Annotated in this window: 19 protein-coding genes; 12 read left to right on the top strand and 7 right to left on the bottom strand. The window is 70.3% G+C overall.

Going from position 1 to position 17,238, the window contains the following annotated elements:
• Together ACQKIP_RS19935 and ACQKIP_RS19930 are read left to right on the top strand one after the other, a co-directional pair.
• The coding region (locus ACQKIP_RS19935) for a hypothetical protein (RefSeq protein ID WP_427743605.1) at window positions 1-719 on the top strand (719 nt) is incomplete at its 5' end.
• Window positions 716-1,363 (top strand): class F sortase, encoded by a 648-nt coding sequence (locus ACQKIP_RS19930; protein WP_365864694.1) that lies wholly within the window; start codon window positions 716-718, stop codon window positions 1,361-1,363. The genes ACQKIP_RS19935 and ACQKIP_RS19930, both read left to right, overlap by 4 nt.
• A 20-nt stretch (window positions 1,364-1,383) precedes the next feature.
• Here ACQKIP_RS19930 and ACQKIP_RS19925 read toward each other — a convergent pair whose 3' ends face one another.
• Together ACQKIP_RS19925 and ACQKIP_RS19920 are read right to left on the bottom strand one after the other, a co-directional pair.
• On the bottom strand, window positions 1,384-2,619 hold the full coding sequence (locus ACQKIP_RS19925) for a serine hydrolase domain-containing protein (RefSeq protein WP_427743603.1): 1,236 nt from the start codon (window positions 2,617-2,619) through the stop codon (window positions 1,384-1,386).
• 107 nt (window positions 2,620-2,726) lie between these two features.
• Complete coding sequence (locus ACQKIP_RS19920; RefSeq protein ID WP_365864691.1) at window positions 2,727-3,098, bottom strand: winged helix-turn-helix transcriptional regulator; 372 nt, start codon at window positions 3,096-3,098, stop codon at window positions 2,727-2,729.
• 80 nt (window positions 3,099-3,178) lie between these two features.
• Between ACQKIP_RS19920 and ACQKIP_RS19915 the strand changes: the two genes are divergently transcribed.
• Entirely contained in the window at window positions 3,179-3,847 is a 669-nt protein-coding gene (locus ACQKIP_RS19915; protein ID WP_365864690.1) for an NADPH-dependent F420 reductase, read from the top strand.
• On the opposite strand, the gene ACQKIP_RS19910 is transcribed toward ACQKIP_RS19915, so the two are convergent.
• The 3 genes from ACQKIP_RS19910 to ACQKIP_RS19900 are packed head-to-tail and all read right to left on the bottom strand — an operon-like array spanning window position 3,834 to window position 5,811.
• Window positions 3,834-4,001, bottom strand: a complete 168-nt coding sequence (locus ACQKIP_RS19910; protein ID WP_361193995.1) for a hypothetical protein — start codon at window positions 3,999-4,001, stop codon at window positions 3,834-3,836. The genes ACQKIP_RS19915 and ACQKIP_RS19910 overlap by 14 nt on opposite strands.
• 49 nt (window positions 4,002-4,050) lie before the next feature.
• Window positions 4,051-4,731, bottom strand: a complete 681-nt coding sequence (locus ACQKIP_RS19905; protein WP_365864686.1) for a glycerophosphodiester phosphodiesterase — start codon at window positions 4,729-4,731, stop codon at window positions 4,051-4,053.
• 21 nt (window positions 4,732-4,752) lie between these two features.
• Window positions 4,753-5,811, bottom strand: coding sequence for an adenosine deaminase (locus tag ACQKIP_RS19900; RefSeq protein WP_427743599.1), 1,059 nt, complete (start codon window positions 5,809-5,811; stop codon window positions 4,753-4,755).
• A 378-nt stretch (window positions 5,812-6,189) separates the two neighbouring features.
• Here ACQKIP_RS19900 and ACQKIP_RS19895 point away from each other — a divergent pair, with 378 nt between their 5' ends.
• Complete coding sequence (locus ACQKIP_RS19895; RefSeq protein WP_365864684.1) at window positions 6,190-6,663, top strand: DUF4190 domain-containing protein; 474 nt, start codon at window positions 6,190-6,192, stop codon at window positions 6,661-6,663.
• Window positions 6,664-6,700: 37 nt separating this feature from the next.
• Here ACQKIP_RS19895 and ACQKIP_RS19890 read toward each other — a convergent pair whose 3' ends face one another.
• The gene (locus ACQKIP_RS19890; protein ID WP_365864682.1) at window positions 6,701-7,252 is read right to left on the bottom strand and encodes an NADAR family protein; all 552 of its coding nucleotides are present in this window, start codon (window positions 7,250-7,252) and stop codon (window positions 6,701-6,703) included.
• A 207-nt stretch (window positions 7,253-7,459) separates the two neighbouring features.
• Here ACQKIP_RS19890 and ACQKIP_RS19885 point away from each other — a divergent pair, with 207 nt between their 5' ends.
• The 8 genes from ACQKIP_RS19885 (at window position 7,460) to ACQKIP_RS19850 (ending at window position 16,498) form a co-directional block, all read left to right on the top strand.
• Window positions 7,460-8,962, top strand: a complete 1,503-nt coding sequence (locus ACQKIP_RS19885; protein WP_365864680.1) for a gamma-aminobutyraldehyde dehydrogenase — start codon at window positions 7,460-7,462, stop codon at window positions 8,960-8,962.
• A 51-nt stretch (window positions 8,963-9,013) separates the two neighbouring features.
• Window positions 9,014-10,255 (top strand): ABC transporter substrate-binding protein, encoded by a 1,242-nt coding sequence (locus ACQKIP_RS19880; RefSeq protein ID WP_365864678.1) that lies wholly within the window; start codon window positions 9,014-9,016, stop codon window positions 10,253-10,255.
• A gap of 57 nt (window positions 10,256-10,312) precedes the next feature.
• Window positions 10,313-11,473: an ABC transporter ATP-binding protein gene (locus tag ACQKIP_RS19875; RefSeq protein WP_365864676.1), complete on the top strand. Its 1,161-nt coding sequence runs from the start codon at window positions 10,313-10,315 to the stop codon at window positions 11,471-11,473.
• A complete protein-coding gene (locus ACQKIP_RS19870) occupies window positions 11,470-12,399 on the top strand; it encodes an ABC transporter permease (RefSeq protein ID WP_365864674.1) in 930 nt (309 codons plus the stop codon). The genes ACQKIP_RS19875 and ACQKIP_RS19870 overlap by 4 nt, the downstream gene beginning before the upstream one ends.
• Window positions 12,399-13,202, top strand: coding sequence for an ABC transporter permease (locus tag ACQKIP_RS19865; protein WP_361193976.1), 804 nt, complete (start codon window positions 12,399-12,401; stop codon window positions 13,200-13,202). Before ACQKIP_RS19870 ends, ACQKIP_RS19865 begins: the two co-directional genes overlap by 1 nt.
• Before the next feature lie 33 nt (window positions 13,203-13,235).
• Window positions 13,236-14,654 (top strand): NAD(P)/FAD-dependent oxidoreductase, encoded by a 1,419-nt coding sequence (locus ACQKIP_RS19860; RefSeq protein WP_365864671.1) that lies wholly within the window; start codon window positions 13,236-13,238, stop codon window positions 14,652-14,654.
• A 139-nt stretch (window positions 14,655-14,793) separates the two neighbouring features.
• Complete coding sequence (locus ACQKIP_RS19855) at window positions 14,794-15,267, top strand: hypothetical protein (protein ID WP_365864670.1); 474 nt, start codon at window positions 14,794-14,796, stop codon at window positions 15,265-15,267.
• An 85-nt stretch (window positions 15,268-15,352) separates the two neighbouring features.
• Window positions 15,353-16,498, top strand: coding sequence for a chitinase (locus ACQKIP_RS19850; protein ID WP_365864668.1), 1,146 nt, complete (start codon window positions 15,353-15,355; stop codon window positions 16,496-16,498).
• Here ACQKIP_RS19850 and ACQKIP_RS19845 read toward each other — a convergent pair.
• On the bottom strand, window positions 16,486-17,070 hold the full coding sequence (locus tag ACQKIP_RS19845) for a phosphatase PAP2 family protein (RefSeq protein ID WP_365864666.1): 585 nt from the start codon (window positions 17,068-17,070) through the stop codon (window positions 16,486-16,488). The genes ACQKIP_RS19850 and ACQKIP_RS19845 overlap by 13 nt on opposite strands.
• Window positions 17,071-17,238: the final 168 nt, after the last annotated feature.

The raw sequence follows: 17,238 nt of genomic DNA, 5'->3' as shown, positions 1-17,238 counted from the left end.
CCCCCGCCTATCAGATCGACCTGGCCTCGCTGAACGACTCCGGGGCCACGGGAACGGCCCTGCTCAGTCTGCGCGGCAACGCTCTGACCGTGTGGATCAAGTCCGAGGGGATGGTGCCGGGGCAGCCGTCGGCGCAGCATCTGCACGGGTCCACCGACGGGCACGACTTCCAGTGCCCCGACGACGGCGACGACACCAATGGCGACGGCATCCTCGACAACACCGAGGCCACCGTCCACTACGGCGACATCAACATCTCGCTGACCGAATCCGGTGGCACCGACGCGGGCAGCGGCCTCGCCGTCGACCGGATGCCGGTGGCCGACGCGCAGGGGAAGGTCTCGTACAAGCGGACCATCACCGTCGGGCAGGACGTCGTCGATCACATCAAGGACCTGCACATCGTGCAGCACGGCATCGACCCCAACGACAACGGCAAGTACGACTTCGAGGGCGCCGGCAAGAGCGAACTCGACCCGAAGCTTCCGCAGGAGGCCACCGCTCCGACCAACTGCGGAGTGGTCAAGGGCGCGGCCGTCGGGTCCGTGCCCGTCGGCGGGGTCGAGACCGGGGGCGGCGGCGCCGCGGACGGCATGCCGCCGGGCGGCGTGATCGGTGCCACAGGGGCGGCGGCGGTGGCCGCGGCCGGTGGGCTGGTACTCGTACGGCGGCGTATGACGCCCGTTCCCGCGGTGGCGAAGTCGGGGGATGCCGCGTGAGGCGCCCGGCCCGGCGCGCCTTCGCCCCCGTGGTGGCCGCCGTGACGGCAGCTCTGCTGCTCAGCGCCTGCGCGGGCAAGGACACCGCCGCATCGCAGTCCCCGCAGGACCGGAGCGCTCCGAACGCGAAGCCGAGCGCGGAACCGGGGCCGGGGGCAGGATCGGAGCAGGCCGACCCCGCAGCGGACCTCGCGCGGTCCGTGCCCCGGCGGGTCTCCATCCCCTCCCTGGGCGTGTCGAGCGAGCTGGAGACGCTGGGGCAGAACACGGACGGGGAGATGACGACACCGGAGAACCCCGACCTCGCGGGCTGGTACGAACCGGGCCCCACCCCCGGCTCCCGCGGCCCTGCGGTGATCGCCGGGCATGTGACCTGGAACGGCGCCGACGCGGTCTTCAAGGGCCTGAAGACGATGAAGACCGGCGACACCATCGAGGTCGCCCGCGAGGACGGCAAGACGGCCACCTTCACCGTGGACCGCGTCGAGGAGTACCCGAAGGCGAAGTTCCCCACCCTGGAGGTGTACAAGAACATCGACCACGCGGGGCTGCGCCTGATCACCTGCGGCGGCGATTTCGACGCGGACCGGCACTACTACTCCAGCAACGTCACGGTGTTCGCGAGCATGACGGGCGTCGCCTAGGCGATCAGGCGCCCGGGCGCTCAGCCGACGTGCTCGTCCTCGGCCGGGACGAACGCGGCCAGGGCGATCCGCTCGGCGATCGCGTTCATGTCCTTGCCCTTGGCGTCGGTCGCGTTGACCGAGTAGACGAGGGTGCGGGTGCCGTTCTCGGTGGAGGCGATCATGTTCGTGTAGCCGTAGCGGGCGCCGGTCTTGAGCCAGACGACCTTGCCGTCGACCTCCATCCGCTGGAGTCCCGCGCCGAACACGGCTTTCGGCACACCGGGCGCCAGCTCGGGCAGGGTGAACATCTCCTTCAACTGGGGCTGCGGCACGACGTCCCCGCCGAACAGCGCCTGCGTGAAGACCTCCAGGTCGGCGGTGGAGGAGATCAGGTCGCCCGCCGCGAAACGGTCCGTCTGGTTCCACTCGGTCACGTCCACCAGGCGAGTGGTGCCGTCCGGCCGCTCCATGCTCTGGTAGCCGCGGTTGTGCGGGCCGCGGATGCGGGGGTCGGAGCCAGGGAAGTAGGTGTCGCGCAGGTGGAGCGGCCGGAAGATCCGCTGGCTCGCCTGATGGGCGTACGAGTCCCCGGTGACCCGCTCGATGAGCAGACCGAGCACCGTATAGCCGATGTTGCGGTAGTGCTGCTCGGCGCCGGGGTCGTGCTCGGGACCCTTGGCGATGGCCGACGCCACGACCGTCTGCGGCTTCAACGTGTCGTAGCGGTGGGCGTATTCGTCGTCGAAGCCGTCGCCGGGCCGAAGACCGCTGGTGTAGTTGAGCAGGCTGCGGACGGGAATGGGCGAGAACTCCTTGCCCCCGTCCTGCTTCCCCTCCGGGAACAGGTCCGGCATGTAGTGCTGCACCGGCTTGTCGAGGTCGAGCTCGCCCTCGGCGGCCAGCTGGAGCGCCACGGCCGCGGTCACGATCTTGGTTATCGACCCGGCGCGGAAGCGCCCGTGCGGGTCCGCCTTCCGCTCCGTGACCAGGTCGTGCACGCCCGCACTGCCGCGCCAGGTCCCGTCCGTCCCGCCGACGCGGACGAGAGCGGCGGTCGCGTCGGCGTTCGGAAGGCCCTTGATCGCGTCGCGCAGGGCCTTGCGGTCGGGCGCGTCGTGCTCGGCCGGAGCCGTCACGGCCGAGGTGTGCGCGAGGGCGGGGGCGGTCGCCGCTCCGGTGAGGCCGAGCACGAGAGCGGCGGCAAGAGCGGTACGGGCACGGAACGGCACGGTGTCTCCAGGATGGGTCCGGTGTGGCGCGAGTGGTGGTTCCATCCTGGTGATCGTCCGGGCGGGACGGATCCTCACTGGGTAGGGCGGCGGGCCGGCCGTCCCTGAGGGGCCAACACCCAGAGACATCCGGGGTGTTGGCGGGGCTTCCCCTAGGGGGAGCCGGCCGGTGAGCCGTCGGCGCGCTCCTGCGCCGCCATCACCTCGTCACCGTGATCGAAGGCCCACGCGCCGAAGGCCTCGATCGGGTCGAGCAACGTGCGCCCCAGGGCGGTGAGTTCGTATTCCACGCGGGGCGGCGACTCGGCGTACGGCTGCCGCGCGACCAGGCCGTTGTACTCAAGGCGCCGCAGTGTCTCGGTGAGGATCTTGGGGCTGATGCCGCCGATCAGGACGCGCAGTTCACCCGGTCGGCGCGGACCGTGCCGCAGGGCCCAGAGCACCACGGCGTTCCAGGTGTTGGCGAGCAGATCGAAGGCGAGCCGGGCCCGGCAGTCGGCGAGCAGATCGTCGTTCGTCGTCACGTACCGAATGGTGCCCGAGCACTTTCCTACTGTCGTTCTGAATCCCGGTGGCCGGGGTTCAGAACGAGAAGGAGACGGTCATGCGGATAGGCATCATCGGCACGGGCGCCATGGCGGACGCGCTCGGCACGCACTGGGTGCGCGCGGGGCACGAGGTGCTGATCGGCGGCCGGGACGAGGAACGTGCGGCGGCGCTTGCCGCGCGGACGGGCGCGGCGGGGCACGGGACGCCGTCCGCGGCGGCCGGGTTCGGGGACGCGGTGCTGCTCGCCGTGCCGTACGAGGCGGGGGCGGTGGTGGCCGGGGAACTCCGGGACGTCCTGCGCGGGCGGGTGCTGGTCGACTGCTCCAACCCGGTGGGTCCCGGCTTCGCCCTGCTCACCGGGGGCGGCCCGTCGGCCGCGCGGCGGATCGCCGACGCGGCGCCCGCGGCGCACGTCGTCAAGGCGTTCAACCTCTGCCACGAGGACGTATGGCGGATGGACCCGCCGGTCTTCGACGGCCGTCCGCTCGCGGTCCCGGTGTGCGGGGACGACGAGGCCGCGCTGGATGCCGTACGGGAACTGGTGAAGGACGCGGGCTGCGCGCCGTTCGCCGCGGGTGGCCTGGAGCGTGCCGGTCTCCTGGAGGCCACCGCGGCGCTGCTCATCGGCCTCTGGGTGGGGGAGGGGGCGGACGCGCAGGCGATCGCGCCCCCGCTGGCGTATGCCGCCGGAGCCCCCCGGGCCGGGGCCGTCACTTCGCCATGAGCAGGATGACGAGGACGATGCCGACCAACAGGGCGATGGTCAGCATGCGGCCCACGGGATGGCGTGGATTCAGGCGGTGGCCGCGGTAGCCGCGCTCGTCGCGCTCGTACACGAAGAGTGGTTCGTCCCGCCGGTCGTCGTCGCTGTTCCCCATGCACCACAAGCTAGTTGAGGGCGCGCCCGGCCACGAGGGGGCGCCACCTTCACTGCGTGCGCAGGGCGTGCAGGGTGTCCACGCGGTTGGTCGTGATCGAGTCGACCCCGAGGTCGAGGAGGCGCCGCATCGCGCGCTTGGTGTCCGGCGTCCAGGCCGAGACGAGCAGCCCCTGGCGCCGCACCCGGGTGATGAGTTCGCGGTCGAGCAGGGAGAAGCGGTAGTTGAGCCAGCGGGGCCCCAGCGCTTCGAGCACGGCGGGGCGGGGCGGGGCGACGGTCGTCCAGGTCAGCGCGGTCTCGGCGGCGGGATCGGCCGCGCGCACCGCGAGCAGCGTACGGGCGCCCGCGCTGTAGTACGTCCGCTCGACCGCCCCGCAGTCGGCCACGGCGCCGACGATCGCGCGTACGGACCGGGGGGTCGCGCCGGGCAGATCCAGCATCAGCCGGTGGTCTTCGGTCGCCGCGATGGCCTCTTCCAGAGTGGGTACGCCGCCGTCGGTGAGGCCCCGCACCTCGTCCGCGGAGAGCGTGGAGAGAGGGCGGTCGACGTCCCACAGGCGTTTGAGGGTCTCGTCGTGCAGCAGGACGGGGACGCCGTCACGGGTGAGGCGGACGTCGATCTCCACCGCGTCCGCTCCCCGGCCGAGCGCGGAGCGCAGGGACGGGAGGGTGTTCTCGCGGACGCGGTAGGGATCGCCTCGGTGGGCCACGGCTGTCACGGTGCGCATGGACCCATTGTGGTGCCCGTTTTAGGGGGCGAGCCAGGTCTGCGTGTACGTGTCGATCTCGGCGACGATGCGGGCCTTGCCCGCCGGGTCGAGGAACGACGCCTCGACGGCGTTCTTCGCCAGGTCCGCGATGCCCCGCTCGTCGAGGTCGAGGAGGCGGGCGGCGACCGCGTACTCGTTGTTGAGGTCGGTGCCGAACATGGGCGGGTCGTCCGAGTTGACGGTGACCGGGACCCCGGCGGCGACGAACTGCTTGATGGGGTGCTCGTCGAGGGTGGCGACGGCGCGGGTCGCGATGTTCGACGTCGGGCAGACCTCCAGCGGGATGCCGCGCTCGGCGAGGTGGGCCAGGAGCTTCGGGTCCTGTGCGGCGCTCGTGCCGTGGCCGATGCGCTCGGCGCGCAGGTCGGTCAGGGCGTCCCAGATGGTGCCGGGGCCGGTGGTCTCGCCCGCGTGCGGGACGGAGTGCAGGCCTGCCGCGATCGCCTGGTCGAAGTACGGCTTGAACTGCGGCCGCGGTACGCCGATCTCGGGCCCGCCGAGCCCGAAGGAGACCAGGCCCTCGGGGCGCAGCGTGTCGGTGGTCGCGAGCCGCAGCGTCTCGGCCGCGGATTCGAGACCGGCCTCGCCGGGGATGTCGAAGCACCAGCGCAGTACGACGCCGAGGTCCGCCTCGGCGGACTTGCGGGCGTCCTCGATGGCGTCCATGAAGGCACGGTCGTCGATGCCGCGGCGCACGGAGCTGTAGGGGGTGACGGTCAGCTCGGCGTAGCGGATGTTCTGCCGGGCCATGTCGCGGGCGATCTCGTACGTGAGCAGGCGTACGTCGTCCGGGGTGCGGATCAGGTCCACGACCGAGAGGTACACCTGGATGAAGTGGGCGAAGTCCGTGAACGTGAAGAAGTCTGCGAGGGCCTCCACGTCCGTGGGCACCGTCGAGTCGGGGTGCCGGGCGGAGAGGGCCGAGACGATGCGGGGAGATGCCGAACCGACGTGGTGCACATGCAGTTCTGCCTTGGGCAGACCGGCGATGAAGGCGTGCGGGTCGCGTGGCTCACGGGTGTGGTGCAGGTCGGTCACGGTTTCCTCCCCAGGAACGGAATTGATCGGCTGATCGGGTAACTCGGGATCATCCTAGGCCGCGGCCCTTCGGCGGAGGCGGTGGCCGTAGCATGACGGAACGTACGAAAGAGGTGACGCGGCATGTCCCAGGGTCCGGGCGAATCGGGCACGTCCGAGGGGCGGGACCCTTGGGCTCCGCCTCAGGAGGGGGCGGGTTCCGGGCGGGGGGCCGGGCCGGGTTCCGGGGCGGTGCCGCTGGAGAAGCGGGATCCGTGGGCCGCGCCGTCCGTGCATGAGCAGTCGACGATTGCTTCCGGTTCGGGGCCGGTGGTCGGGCCCGGGCCGGGCGCCGGGCCTTTCGCGCCTCCGGCCGGTGCCGGGGGACAGGGTGAGCCGGTGCCGCCGCCGCCCGTCGGGCCCGAGGGGCCGGGGCAGGTGCCGTACGGCTACCCCGGGTATCCGGCCGCGGGCGGGCCGGGGCCGCAGGGCTACCCCGGTTACCCGGGCTACCAGGGGCAGGGCGGGCCCGGTTACGGCTGGGCCGCGATGCCGATGACGCCCGCCAACGGGATGGGCGTGACCTCGCTCGTACTGGGGATCATCGCGGCCGCCGTCTTCTGCCTGTGGCCGCTGGCGATCGTGCTCGGCATCCTCGCGATCATCTTCGGGGCGATCGGACGTGCCAGGGCGAAGCGCGGCGAGGCGACGAACCCCGGCCAGGCGCTTGCCGGGATCATCTGCGGCGTCGCGGGCATCGTCCTGGGCGTGGCCCTGATGGTGGTCCTCGTCGTCATGCCGGACGACGCCTTCGAGGAAGACGGAGCCTCGGACGACGGCAGCTACTCCGCCACGCTGGTCGTCGAGCCCTGACCGACCGGGATCCGGAGCGCCCCCGACCGGGCAGGCCCTAGCGCAACCGCTCCCGCGCCTCCATCAAGGCGAAGCCCAGCAAGTTCGGGCCGCGCCACTTTTCCGGGTCCCCGGCGCGGTCGTCGTCGGCCGCCAGGCCTATGCCCCAGATGCGGTCCACCGGGCTCGCCTCCACCAGGACGCGTGACCCCGTGCCGACCAGGAACGAGCGCAGGGCCTCGGTCGACGCGAATTTATGGACGCTGCCCTCGACCACGATGCCGAAGCGCTCCCGCTCCCAGGTCGCCTCGTCGAAGCCCCGCACCAGGCGCCCGGCCTTCTTCGCCTCGGCGGGCGTACGGCAGGCGAGGATCGTCGCCTCTGCCTCCGCGTCCGAGAAGAGGCGGGCCTTGGACGCCATCATCCAGTGCTCCGCCGTCCCGTACACCACCCCGTCCACGGTGAACGGCGACTCCCACCACTGGCTGAAGCAACTCGCGCCGAGCGACCCGTCCCGGCGCGGGGCGTGTCCCCAGAAGTGCAGGTACTTGACCTTTTCTCCCGCGCGCAACGCGTGGACCAGTGCGTCCACCGAGTCGATCTTCGTCATGCACGCGAGTCTGGCACGCACCACTGACACTTCGTCCTGGGTTTTCCAGGAGGACTCGACACCTGGTCGACAGATTCCGTCGCGTAACCAAAAGGCAACAACGGAATCACTTGTTGGAGTACCACTGCTCTGTCAGGATCGGCACTCAAATCGATCTGGAGCTACGCCGAACCCCGCGGGACGGGGACGCCGGCGGAGGAGAGCGTCATGCACAACTTCCAGGCGCAGGACCATTTCGCGGAAGGCGCGCAGTACATCGCCGGACGGCTGACCGAGGGCACATCGGGCCGCACCCACGCCGTCGTCGACCCGGCCACCGGCAACGAGATCCACCGATACGAACTCGCGGGCGAGAAAGACGTCGACGCCGCCGTCGCCGCGGCCGCACAGGCCTTCCCCGCGTGGGCCGGCGCGACCCCCGGCGAGCGCTCCGACGCCATGCACCGCTTCGCGGCCGTCCTTGCGGACCGCGCGGAGGAGTTCGCGCAGGCCGAGTCGCTCCAGTGCGGCAAGCCCATCAAGCTCAGCCGGGAATTCGACGTCCCCGGCACCGTCGACAACGCCGCCTTCTTCGCGGGCGCGGCAAGGCACCTCCAGGGCCAGTCGGCCGGTGAGTACTCCGGCGACCACACCTCGTACGTACGGCGTGAGCCCATCGGCGTCGTCGGCTCCATCGCGCCCTGGAACTACCCCCTCCAGATGGCCGCCTGGAAGGTGCTCCCCGCCATCGCCGCGGGCAACACCATCGTCCTCAAGCCCGCCGAGCTCACCCCCTTCACCTCGCTGCTCTTCGCGCAGGCAGCCACCGAGGCGGGCATCCCGGACGGTGTCGTCAACATCGTCAGCGGGGCCGGGCGCGACGCGGGCGAGCGGCTCGTGGGCCACCCCGACGTCGCCATGACGTCCTTCACCGGCTCCACCGGCGTCGGCAAGCGCGTCGCCGAGATCGCCACCTCCACCGTCAAGCGGCTGCACCTGGAGCTCGGCGGCAAGGCGCCCTTCGTCGTCTTCGACGACGCCGACCTGGAAGCCGCCGTGCACGGAGCCGTCGCGGGCGCGCTCATCAACACCGGGCAGGACTGCACGGCCGCCACGCGCGCGTACGTGCAACGTCCCCTGTACGACGCCTTCGTGGACGGCGTCGCCGCGCTCATGGAGACCGTACGGCTCGGTGACCCCTTCGCCGACGACACCGACCTCGGGCCGCTCATCTCGCACGTCCACCGCGACCGCGTCGCCGGTTTCGTCGACCGGGCCCGCTCCTACGCGCGCGTGGTCACCGGCGGCGAGGCGCTCGACCACCCCGGCGCCTTCTACAAGCCCACGCTCATCGCCGACGCCGCGCAGGACAGCGAGATCGTGCAGTCCGAGGTCTTCGGGCCCGTTCTCGTGGTGCTGCCCTTCGACTCCGACGACGAAGGCATCCGGCTCGCGAACGACACGCCGTACGGTCTCGCCGCCTCCGCCTGGAGCCGCGACGTGTTCCGCGCCAACCGGGCGACCCGCGAGATCAAGGCAGGCTGTGTCTGGGTCAACGACCACATCCCGATCCTCAGCGAGATGCCGCACGGCGGATACAAGGCATCGGGCTACGGAAAGGACATGTCTGCCTACTCCTTCGAGGAGTACACCCAGATCAAGCACGTCATGTTCGACAACACCGCGGAAGTCCGCAAGGACTGGCACCGCACCGTCTTCGGGGACCGATAGCCCATAGGCCGCCCGACCAGCGGCCCATCCTCCCGAAAGGGCACCAAGCGCATGGAGCAGTACGAGCCCGACCTGTCCCCGGCCCAGCTGGCCGCCATGCACCGCAGCTTCAGGAACGGCAGGGCCGCCCTGACCCGCCGTTCCCTGCTGCGCGCCTCCGCGGGCGGCGCGTTTGCCGTCGGCGGCCTCGGCACCCTCAGCGCCTGCGGGATCCCGGCGGCGAGCAAGAGCCAGGGCGAGGTCTCCTCCGACGACCACTCGGCCAAGGAGAAGCAGATCAGCTTCTCCAACTGGACCGAGTACATGGACGTCGACGACGACCAACGCCGCCCCACCCTGGACGCCTTCACCAAGCGCACCGGGATCAAGGTCAAGTACACCGAGGACATCAACGACAACGTCGAGTTCTTCGGGAAGATCAAGCCGCAGCTCGCGGCGGGCCAGGAAACCGGCCGCGACCTCATCTGCGTCACGGACTGGCTCGCGGCCCGGCTCATCCGCTTCGGCTGGGTCCAGAAGCTGGACCCGGCGAACCTGCCGCACGCGTACACCAATCTGGCCGCCCAGTTCCGCAACCCGGACTGGGACCCGGGGCGGGCCTACTCGTACCCCTGGACCGGCATCTCCACGGTCATCGCGTACAACAAGAAGGCGACCGACGGCGAGGACATCACCTCCGTCTCGCAGCTTCTGGACAACCCCAAGCTCAAGGGGCGTGTCGGCTTCCTGTCCGAGATGCGCGACAGCGTCGGCATGACGCTCATCGACATGGGCAAGGACCCGGCGAAGTTCACCGACGACGACTTCGACGCGGCCATCGCCCGCCTCCAGAAGGCCGTCGACAAGAAGCAGATCCGCCGCTTCACGGGCAACGACTACACCTCGGACCTCGACAAGGGCGACCTCGCCGCGTGCCTCGGCTGGGCGGGCGACATCGTCCAGCTCCAGGCCGACAACCCCGACATCGCCTTCCACATCCCGGACCAGGGCTACATCACGTCCACGGACAACCTGCTCGTCCCGAACAAGGCGCGCCACAAGCGCAACGCCGAACGGCTCATCGACTACTACTACGAGCCCGAGCCCGCCGCGCGCCTCGCCGCGTACATCAACTACGTCTGTCCCGTGGACGGTGTGCGCCCCGAGCTGGCGAAGCTCGACAAGGAAGCCGCCGCGAACCCGCTGATCCTCCCCGACAAGGAGATGGCCGCGAAGTCCCACGGGTTCCGCTCGCTGACGCCGAAGGAAGAGACGGCGTACGAGGAGAAGTTCGCCAAGCTGACCGGTGCCTGACCCCTCATCCCCCTTCCCTCGCGCCTCTCCCGCCTCCCTCGACCCCCTGGACGCACCATGACGACTGCTACAGAACACGGCGGCGACGTCCGCCTCACCGGGATCAGCAAGACGTACGGCTCCTTCACCGCCGTCCGCCCTCTCGACCTCACCGTGCCGCAGGGCTCCTTCTTCGCGCTGCTCGGCGCGTCCGGCTGTGGCAAGACCACCACGCTCCGCATGATCGCGGGCCTGGAGGAGCCCAGCTCGGGCACCGTGCACCTGGGCGAGCAGGACGTCACGGCACTGCCGCCGTACAAGCGGCCCGTCAACACCGTCTTCCAGTCGTACGCGCTCTTCCCGCACCTCGACATCTTCGAGAACGTCGCCTTCGGCCTGCGCCGGCGCGGCATCAAATCGGTGAAGGGCCAGGTCGGCGAGATGCTCGACCTCGTCCAGCTGGGCGAGCAGGCCCGCAAGAAGCCGCACCAGCTCTCCGGCGGCCAGCAACAGCGCGTCGCCGTCGCCCGCGCCCTGATCAACCACCCCAAGGTGCTGCTCCTCGACGAGCCGCTCGGCGCCCTCGACCTCAAGCTGCGCCGCCAGATGCAGCTCGAACTCAAGCGCATCCAGACCGAGGTGGGCATCACCTTCATCCACGTCACGCACGACCAGGAGGAGGCCATGACGATGGCCGACCAGGTCGCGGTGATGAACGCGGGCAGCGTCGAACAGCTCGGCGCCCCCGCCGACCTCTACGAGAACCCGCGCACCACCTTCGTCGCCAACTTCCTCGGCACCTCGAACTTCATAGAGGCCGAGATCGCGGGCCGCAGCGGCGAGGACCTCACCCTCAAGGCCGGTGACGGCAAGCTCACGCTGCCCGCCGCGCGATGTACGGCGCCCACCACCACCGGCGGCAAGGTCATCCTCGGCGTACGCCCCGAGAAGATCTCCCTCACGCACGCCGACGACGCGGGGGAGATCCCCGCGGGGCGCAACCGCATCACGGGCCGCATCGCCGACAGCAGCTTCATCGGCGTATCGACGCAGTACGTGGTCCGCAGCCCGGTCTGCGACGAGTTCGAGGTCTACGCCCAGAACATCGAGCGCGACACCCGCCTGGTCCCCGGCACCGACGTCGTCCTGCACTGGAACCCGGCGCACACCTTCGGGCTCGACCCCGCCCAGGACATCGAAGCGGGCGTCGAGAAGGTCGAGGAGGACGCCTCCGCATGACCACGACCCTCACCAAGGCGTCCCCGGAGAAAGAGCCGGACGAGGCGCCGCGCAAGATTCGCAAGCGGGGGAGGCTCGTCCCCTACTGGCTGCTGCTGCCCGGCATCCTGTGGCTCGTCGTCTTCTTCGCGCTTCCGCTGGTCTACCAGGCATCGACGTCCGTCCAGACCGGCTCCCTGGAAGACGGCTTCAAGGTCACCTGGCACTTCGCGACCTACTGGGACGCGCTGAGCGACTACTGGCCGCAGTTCCTGCGCTCGGTGATGTACGCCGGCGCCGCCACGATCCTGTGCCTGCTGCTCGGCTATCCGCTCGCGTATCTGATCGCGTTCCGCGCGGGCCGCTGGCGCAACCTCATCCTGGTCCTGGTCATCGCGCCGTTCTTCACCAGCTTCCTCATCCGTACGCTGGCGTGGAAGACGATCCTCGCGGACGGCGGCCCCCTCGTGGGCGCCCTGAACTCGCTGCACGTCCTGGACGTCACCAGCTGGCTGGGCGTCACGGACGGCGACCGGGTCCTCGCCACGCCCCTCGCGGTGATCTGCGGCCTCACGTACAACTTCCTGCCGTTCATGATCCTGCCGCTCTACACCTCGCTCGAACGCATCGACGGCCGGCTGCACGAGGCGGCGGGCGACCTCTACGCGAAGCCGTCCACGACCTTCCGCAAGGTGACCTTCCCGCTGTCCATGCCGGGCGTCGTCTCCGGAACGCTGCTCACCTTCATCCCGGCGGCGGGCGACTACGTCAACGCGGATCTGCTCGGTTCCACCGACACCCGCATGGTCGGCAACGTCATCCAGACGCAGTTCCTGCGCATTCTGGATTACCCGACCGCCGCGGCCCTCTCCTTCATCCTGATGGCGGCGATCCTCGTGATGGTCACCTTCTACATCCGTAAGTCCGGGACGGAGGATCTCGTCTGATGGCTGCCTTCTTCCGCTGGCTGCGCGGCAAATTCGTCGTCATCGCGGGTCTGCTGACGCTCGCGTATCTGCTGCTGCCCAATGTCGTCGTGACGGTGTTCTCCTTCAACAAACCGAAGGGGCGCTTCAATTACGCCTGGCAGGAATTCTCGCTCGACGCCTGGAAGGACCCCTGCGGCGTCGCCGACATGTGCGGCTCGCTCAGCCTGAGCCTGCAGATCGCGGCCTGGGCGACGATCGGCGCGACCGTGCTCGGCACGATGATCGCCTTCGCGCTCGTGCGCTACCGCTTCCGGGCGCGCGGCGCGGTCAGCTCGCTGATCTTCCTGCCGATGGCGATGCCCGAGGTCGTCATGGCCGCGTCCCTGCTCACGCTCTTCCTCAACATGGGCGCCCAGCTGGGCTTCTGGACGATTCTCATCGCCCACATCATGTTCTGCCTCAGCTTTGTGGTGACCGCCGTCAAGGCGCGCGTGATGTCCATGGACCCGCGCCTGGAGCAGGCCGCACAGGACCTTTACGCGGGCCCCGTGCAGACCTTCGTCCGCGTCACGCTGCCGATCGCCGCACCGGGCATCGCGGCGGGCGCGCTGCTGGCCTTCGCGCTCTCCTTCGACGATTTCATCATCACGAATTTCAACGCGGGCTCGACCGTGACGTTCCCCATGTTCGTCTGGGGATCGGCGCAGCGCGGTACGCCCGTTCAGATCAATGTGATCGGCACGGCGATGTTCCTTGTCGCCGTTCTCCTGGTGCTCGGCGGAATGATCGTCTCCAAGCGCCGCAACAAGCAGTCGGCATAACGCCCTGCACGCCCTTTGAAGGAGTTGGAAATCATGGCCCCAAGCGCCATGACCCGCTGGACCACTTCCCTTTCCGACGCCCAGCCGGTCTCGTACTGGCTGGACGACCCCGGAAAGCCCCGCGCCGAGCCCGCCCTCACCGCCGACGAGCAGTGCGACCTGCTCGTCGTCGGCGGCGGCTACAGCGGACTGTGGACCGCGCTGATCGCCAAGGAACGCGACCCGGACCGCGACGTCGTCCTGGTCGAGGGCCGCGAGGCGGGCTGGGCCGCCTCCGGCCGCAACGGCGGCTTCTGCGCCGCGTCCCTCACGCACGGCATCTCCAACGGCCTGTCCCGCTGGCCCGGCGAGATCGCGAAGCTGGAGGAACTCGGCGCCCGCAACCTCGACGAGATCGAGGCGGCCGTCAAGCGCTACTCCATCGACTGCGACTTCGAGCGCACCGGCGAGATCGACGTGGCCACCCAGCCGCACCAGCTCGCCGAACTGCGCGAGATGTACGAGGAGATGGCGGAGCACGGCCTCGCGGACGGCTCGCAGATGCTCGACGCGGACGCCGTGCGCGCGCAGGTCGACTCGCCGACCTTCCTCGGCGGCCTCTGGGACCGCGAGGGCGTCGCCATGCTCCACCCGGCGAAGCTGGCCTGGGGCCTCAAGCGCGCCTGCCTGGAGAAGGGCGTGCGCGTCTACGAACACACGCCCGCGCTCGAACTCGTCTCCTCCGGCGCCGGGATGGCCGTGCGCACCCCGTACGGCCGGATCCGCTCACGCCAGGTCGCGCTGGCCACCAACATCTTCCCGTCGCTGGTCAAGCGCGTGCGGGCGTACACCGTCCCGGTCTACGACTACGCGCTGATGACGGAACCGCTGACCGAGGAGCAGCTTGCCGCCATCGGCTGGCACAACCGCCAGGGCCTTGGGGACAGCGCCAACCAGTTCCACTACTTCCGGCTCTCCGCCGACAACCGCATCCTGTGGGGCGGTTACGACGCGATCTATCCCTTCGGCGGCAAGCTGCGCGCCGAGCACGACGACCGCCCCGAGACGTACGCGAAGCTGGCGGGCCACTTCTTCACCTGCTTCCCGCAGCTGGAGGGCGTCCGGTTCACGCATGCGTGGGGCGGGGCGATCGACACGTGCTCGCGCTTCTCGGCGTTCTTCGGGACGGCTCACGCGGGGCGCGTCGCGTACGCGGCGGGCTACACCGGGCTCGGTGTCGGGGCCACTCGGTTCGGTGCCGACGTCATGCTGGACCTGCTCTCCGGCGAGCGCACGGAGCGTACGTCCCTGGAGATGGTGCGCACGAAGCCGCTGCCGTTCCCGCCCGAGCCGTTCGCGTGGACGGGCGTCGCCCTGACCAAGTGGTCCATGGCCAGGGCGGACGAGAACGGCGGCAGGCGCAATCTGTGGCTGAAGACGATGGACAAGCTGGGGCTCGGCTTCGACAGCTGACCGGCTGTGCCCGCGGGCCCCGGGCGGCCGCTGTCGACTGTTCGTCAATAAGTTGCCCGAACCCGCGTAACGCCCGGCCCCCCACCCCCTCTCTCCTGTGACAGGCACAGCTGTTGCACAGGAAGAGGGAGGTTCCCCCATGGCTGACGCGGGGGCGAAGTCGGCGGTCGAATGGCTTGTGTCGGTGGCGCCGGACCCCGATGCCTGCCGCTGGGAATGGGAGCGCAACCCCCTGGGGGTCGCGCTCCTTCCCGCGGGCAGGCTCTGGGACGTACTGATCCTGCCGGGCGAACTCGGCTATCCGACGCTCGACGTACTGACCCGCTGCATCGACCGCCCCGGTCCGGTGCTCGCCGACTTCGGCGACGCCCGTATGGGCTTCTTCGTCCCGGCCGGCACGGTCTCCCGCTGGGTCGGCACGGGGGTGCGTGGCGCGGGCCAGGGCACCTGGATCGTGGTGCCCTACCCCGGCCGTTCCACGGGCGGCGTCCGCTGGCTGGTCCCGCCCGACGGCTCGGGCACGCTGACGGATCCGGCGCTGCTCGAACTCGCGATGCACGAGGCGGCGGCACAGCTGGCGCCGCGGGAGCAGCCGGAGGGTCCAGGGGAGTAGTTCTTGACGGGACCTTGACAACTTGATTGGTCTGGACCAAATTGAGCGGCCCACCCTCCCATTTCCCCCATGCCCGGAGGCAGTCGTGGACCGTTCCCTGTCGCGTCACCTGAGACGTCTCACCGTGGCCACGGCCACGGCCTGCGCGCTCGCCGCGTCCGGCCTGCTCGCCGCCGAGGCCTCGGCGGGCCCTTCGACGGGTCCCGCGCCGAAGGCCGCGGCCGACCACGCCCTGGTCGGCTATCTGCACACGAGCTTCGCCAACGGCTCCGGATACACGCGGCTCGCGGACGTCCCCGACAGCTGGGACATCATCGACCTCGCCTTCGGCGAGCCGACCTCCGCCACGTCCGGCGACATCCGCTTCAGCCTCTGTCCGCAGACCGAGTGCCCCGGCGTCGAGACCAAGGAGGAGTTCAAGGCCGCGGTCAAGGCCAAGCAGGCGGCGGGCAAGAAGGTCCTGATCTCCATCGGCGGCCAGAACGGCCAGGTCCAGCTGACCACCACGCAGGCCCGCGACACCTTCGTCTCCTCGGTCTCCGCGATCATCGACGAGTACGGACTCGACGGCCTGGACATCGACTTCGAGGGCCACTCCCTCTCGCTGAACGCCGACGACACGGACTTCAAGAACCCGAAGACCCCGTCGATCGTGAACCTCATCTCGGCCGTCAAGACCCTCAAGTCCAAGTACGGCAGCGGCTTCACGCTCACGATGGCCCCCGAGACCTTCTTCGTGCAGCTCGGCTACCAGTTCTACGGAACGGGCAAGTGGGGCGGCCAGGACCCGCGCGCCGGCGCCTACCTGCCGGTCATCCACGCCCTGCGCGACGACCTCACGCTGCTGCACGTCCAGGACTACAACTCAGGGCCGATCATGGGCCTGGACAACCAGTACCACTCCATGGGCGGCGCGGACTTCCACATCGCGATGACCGACATGCTGCTCACCGGCTTCCCGGTGGCGGGCGACACGAACAACGTCTTCCCCGCGCTGCCCCCGGAGAAGGTGGCCATCGGCATGCCCGCGTCGGTGAACGCCGGCAACGGCCACGTCTCCACGGCCGAGGTGAACAAGTCCCTGAACTGCCTGACCAAGGGCACCGACTGCGGCTCGTACCGGACGCACGGCACCTGGCCGGGGCTGCGCGGCCTCATGACCTGGTCGATCAACTGGGACCGGCACAACAACGGCGAGTTCTCGAAGAACTTCGACGCCTACTTCGGCTGAGCCGCGTCCGCCCCGGTGGCGCGGTGCCCGTACCGCGCCACCACGAGCGCGACCCCGTACAGCACGATCCCGAACAGACACCAGCCGGCCACGACGTCCAGCGGCCAGTGATACCCGCGGCGCACCAGGCCGAGCCCGACCCCGAAGTTCAACAGGGCGCAGGCGATGACCATTTCACGCCGTGCGTACGTGCCGCGCAGGTGCGGGAGCAGGAGCAGCGCCGCCCCGCCGTAGGCGACCACGGCGGTGGCGGTGTGGCCCGAGGGGTAGTAGCCGCTGCCGTCCATGCCGGGCGGGCCGGTGCGGCCGACGAGTTCCTTCAGCGGGATCACGAGCGCCGGGACCGCGGCCATGGCCACGGCGGCGGCGACCGGGGCGAGCCACCAGCGGAACGCGCCTGCCTGGTGGCCGCGCCAGGCCGCGTAGGCGGCGGCCAGGGCGAGGACCGGCACGGCGACGGCGACGCCGCCCAGATCGGCGAGGAATTCGGCGGCGCCGTCCGGCAGGCGGCTTCCGGTGATCCAGGGGCCGAGCCGCTCGTCCGCGCCGCGGAGGGGGCCGTCGGCGGCCACCTGCCAGGTGATGAGTGCGAAGAGAAGCGCACCGAGGCAGCAGAGGCCGGAGAGGAAAGCGGTCGGCCGCCCCGGAACAGGGGGGGGAGTTGCGGGGGGGCCCCCCAGACCCGTGGTGCGCACGCCCCGGGGGGGTTGGGGGGGGCGGGCCGCCCATCGGGGAGGGGT

Source organism: Streptomyces sp. NPDC059900 (assembly GCF_050270335.1).
In the GTDB taxonomy this organism is placed as follows: Bacteria; Actinomycetota; Actinomycetes; order Streptomycetales; family Streptomycetaceae; genus Streptomyces.
The sequence above is the reverse complement of the archived record's forward strand: the minus strand, read 5'-3'. Positions and strand labels throughout refer to the sequence as shown.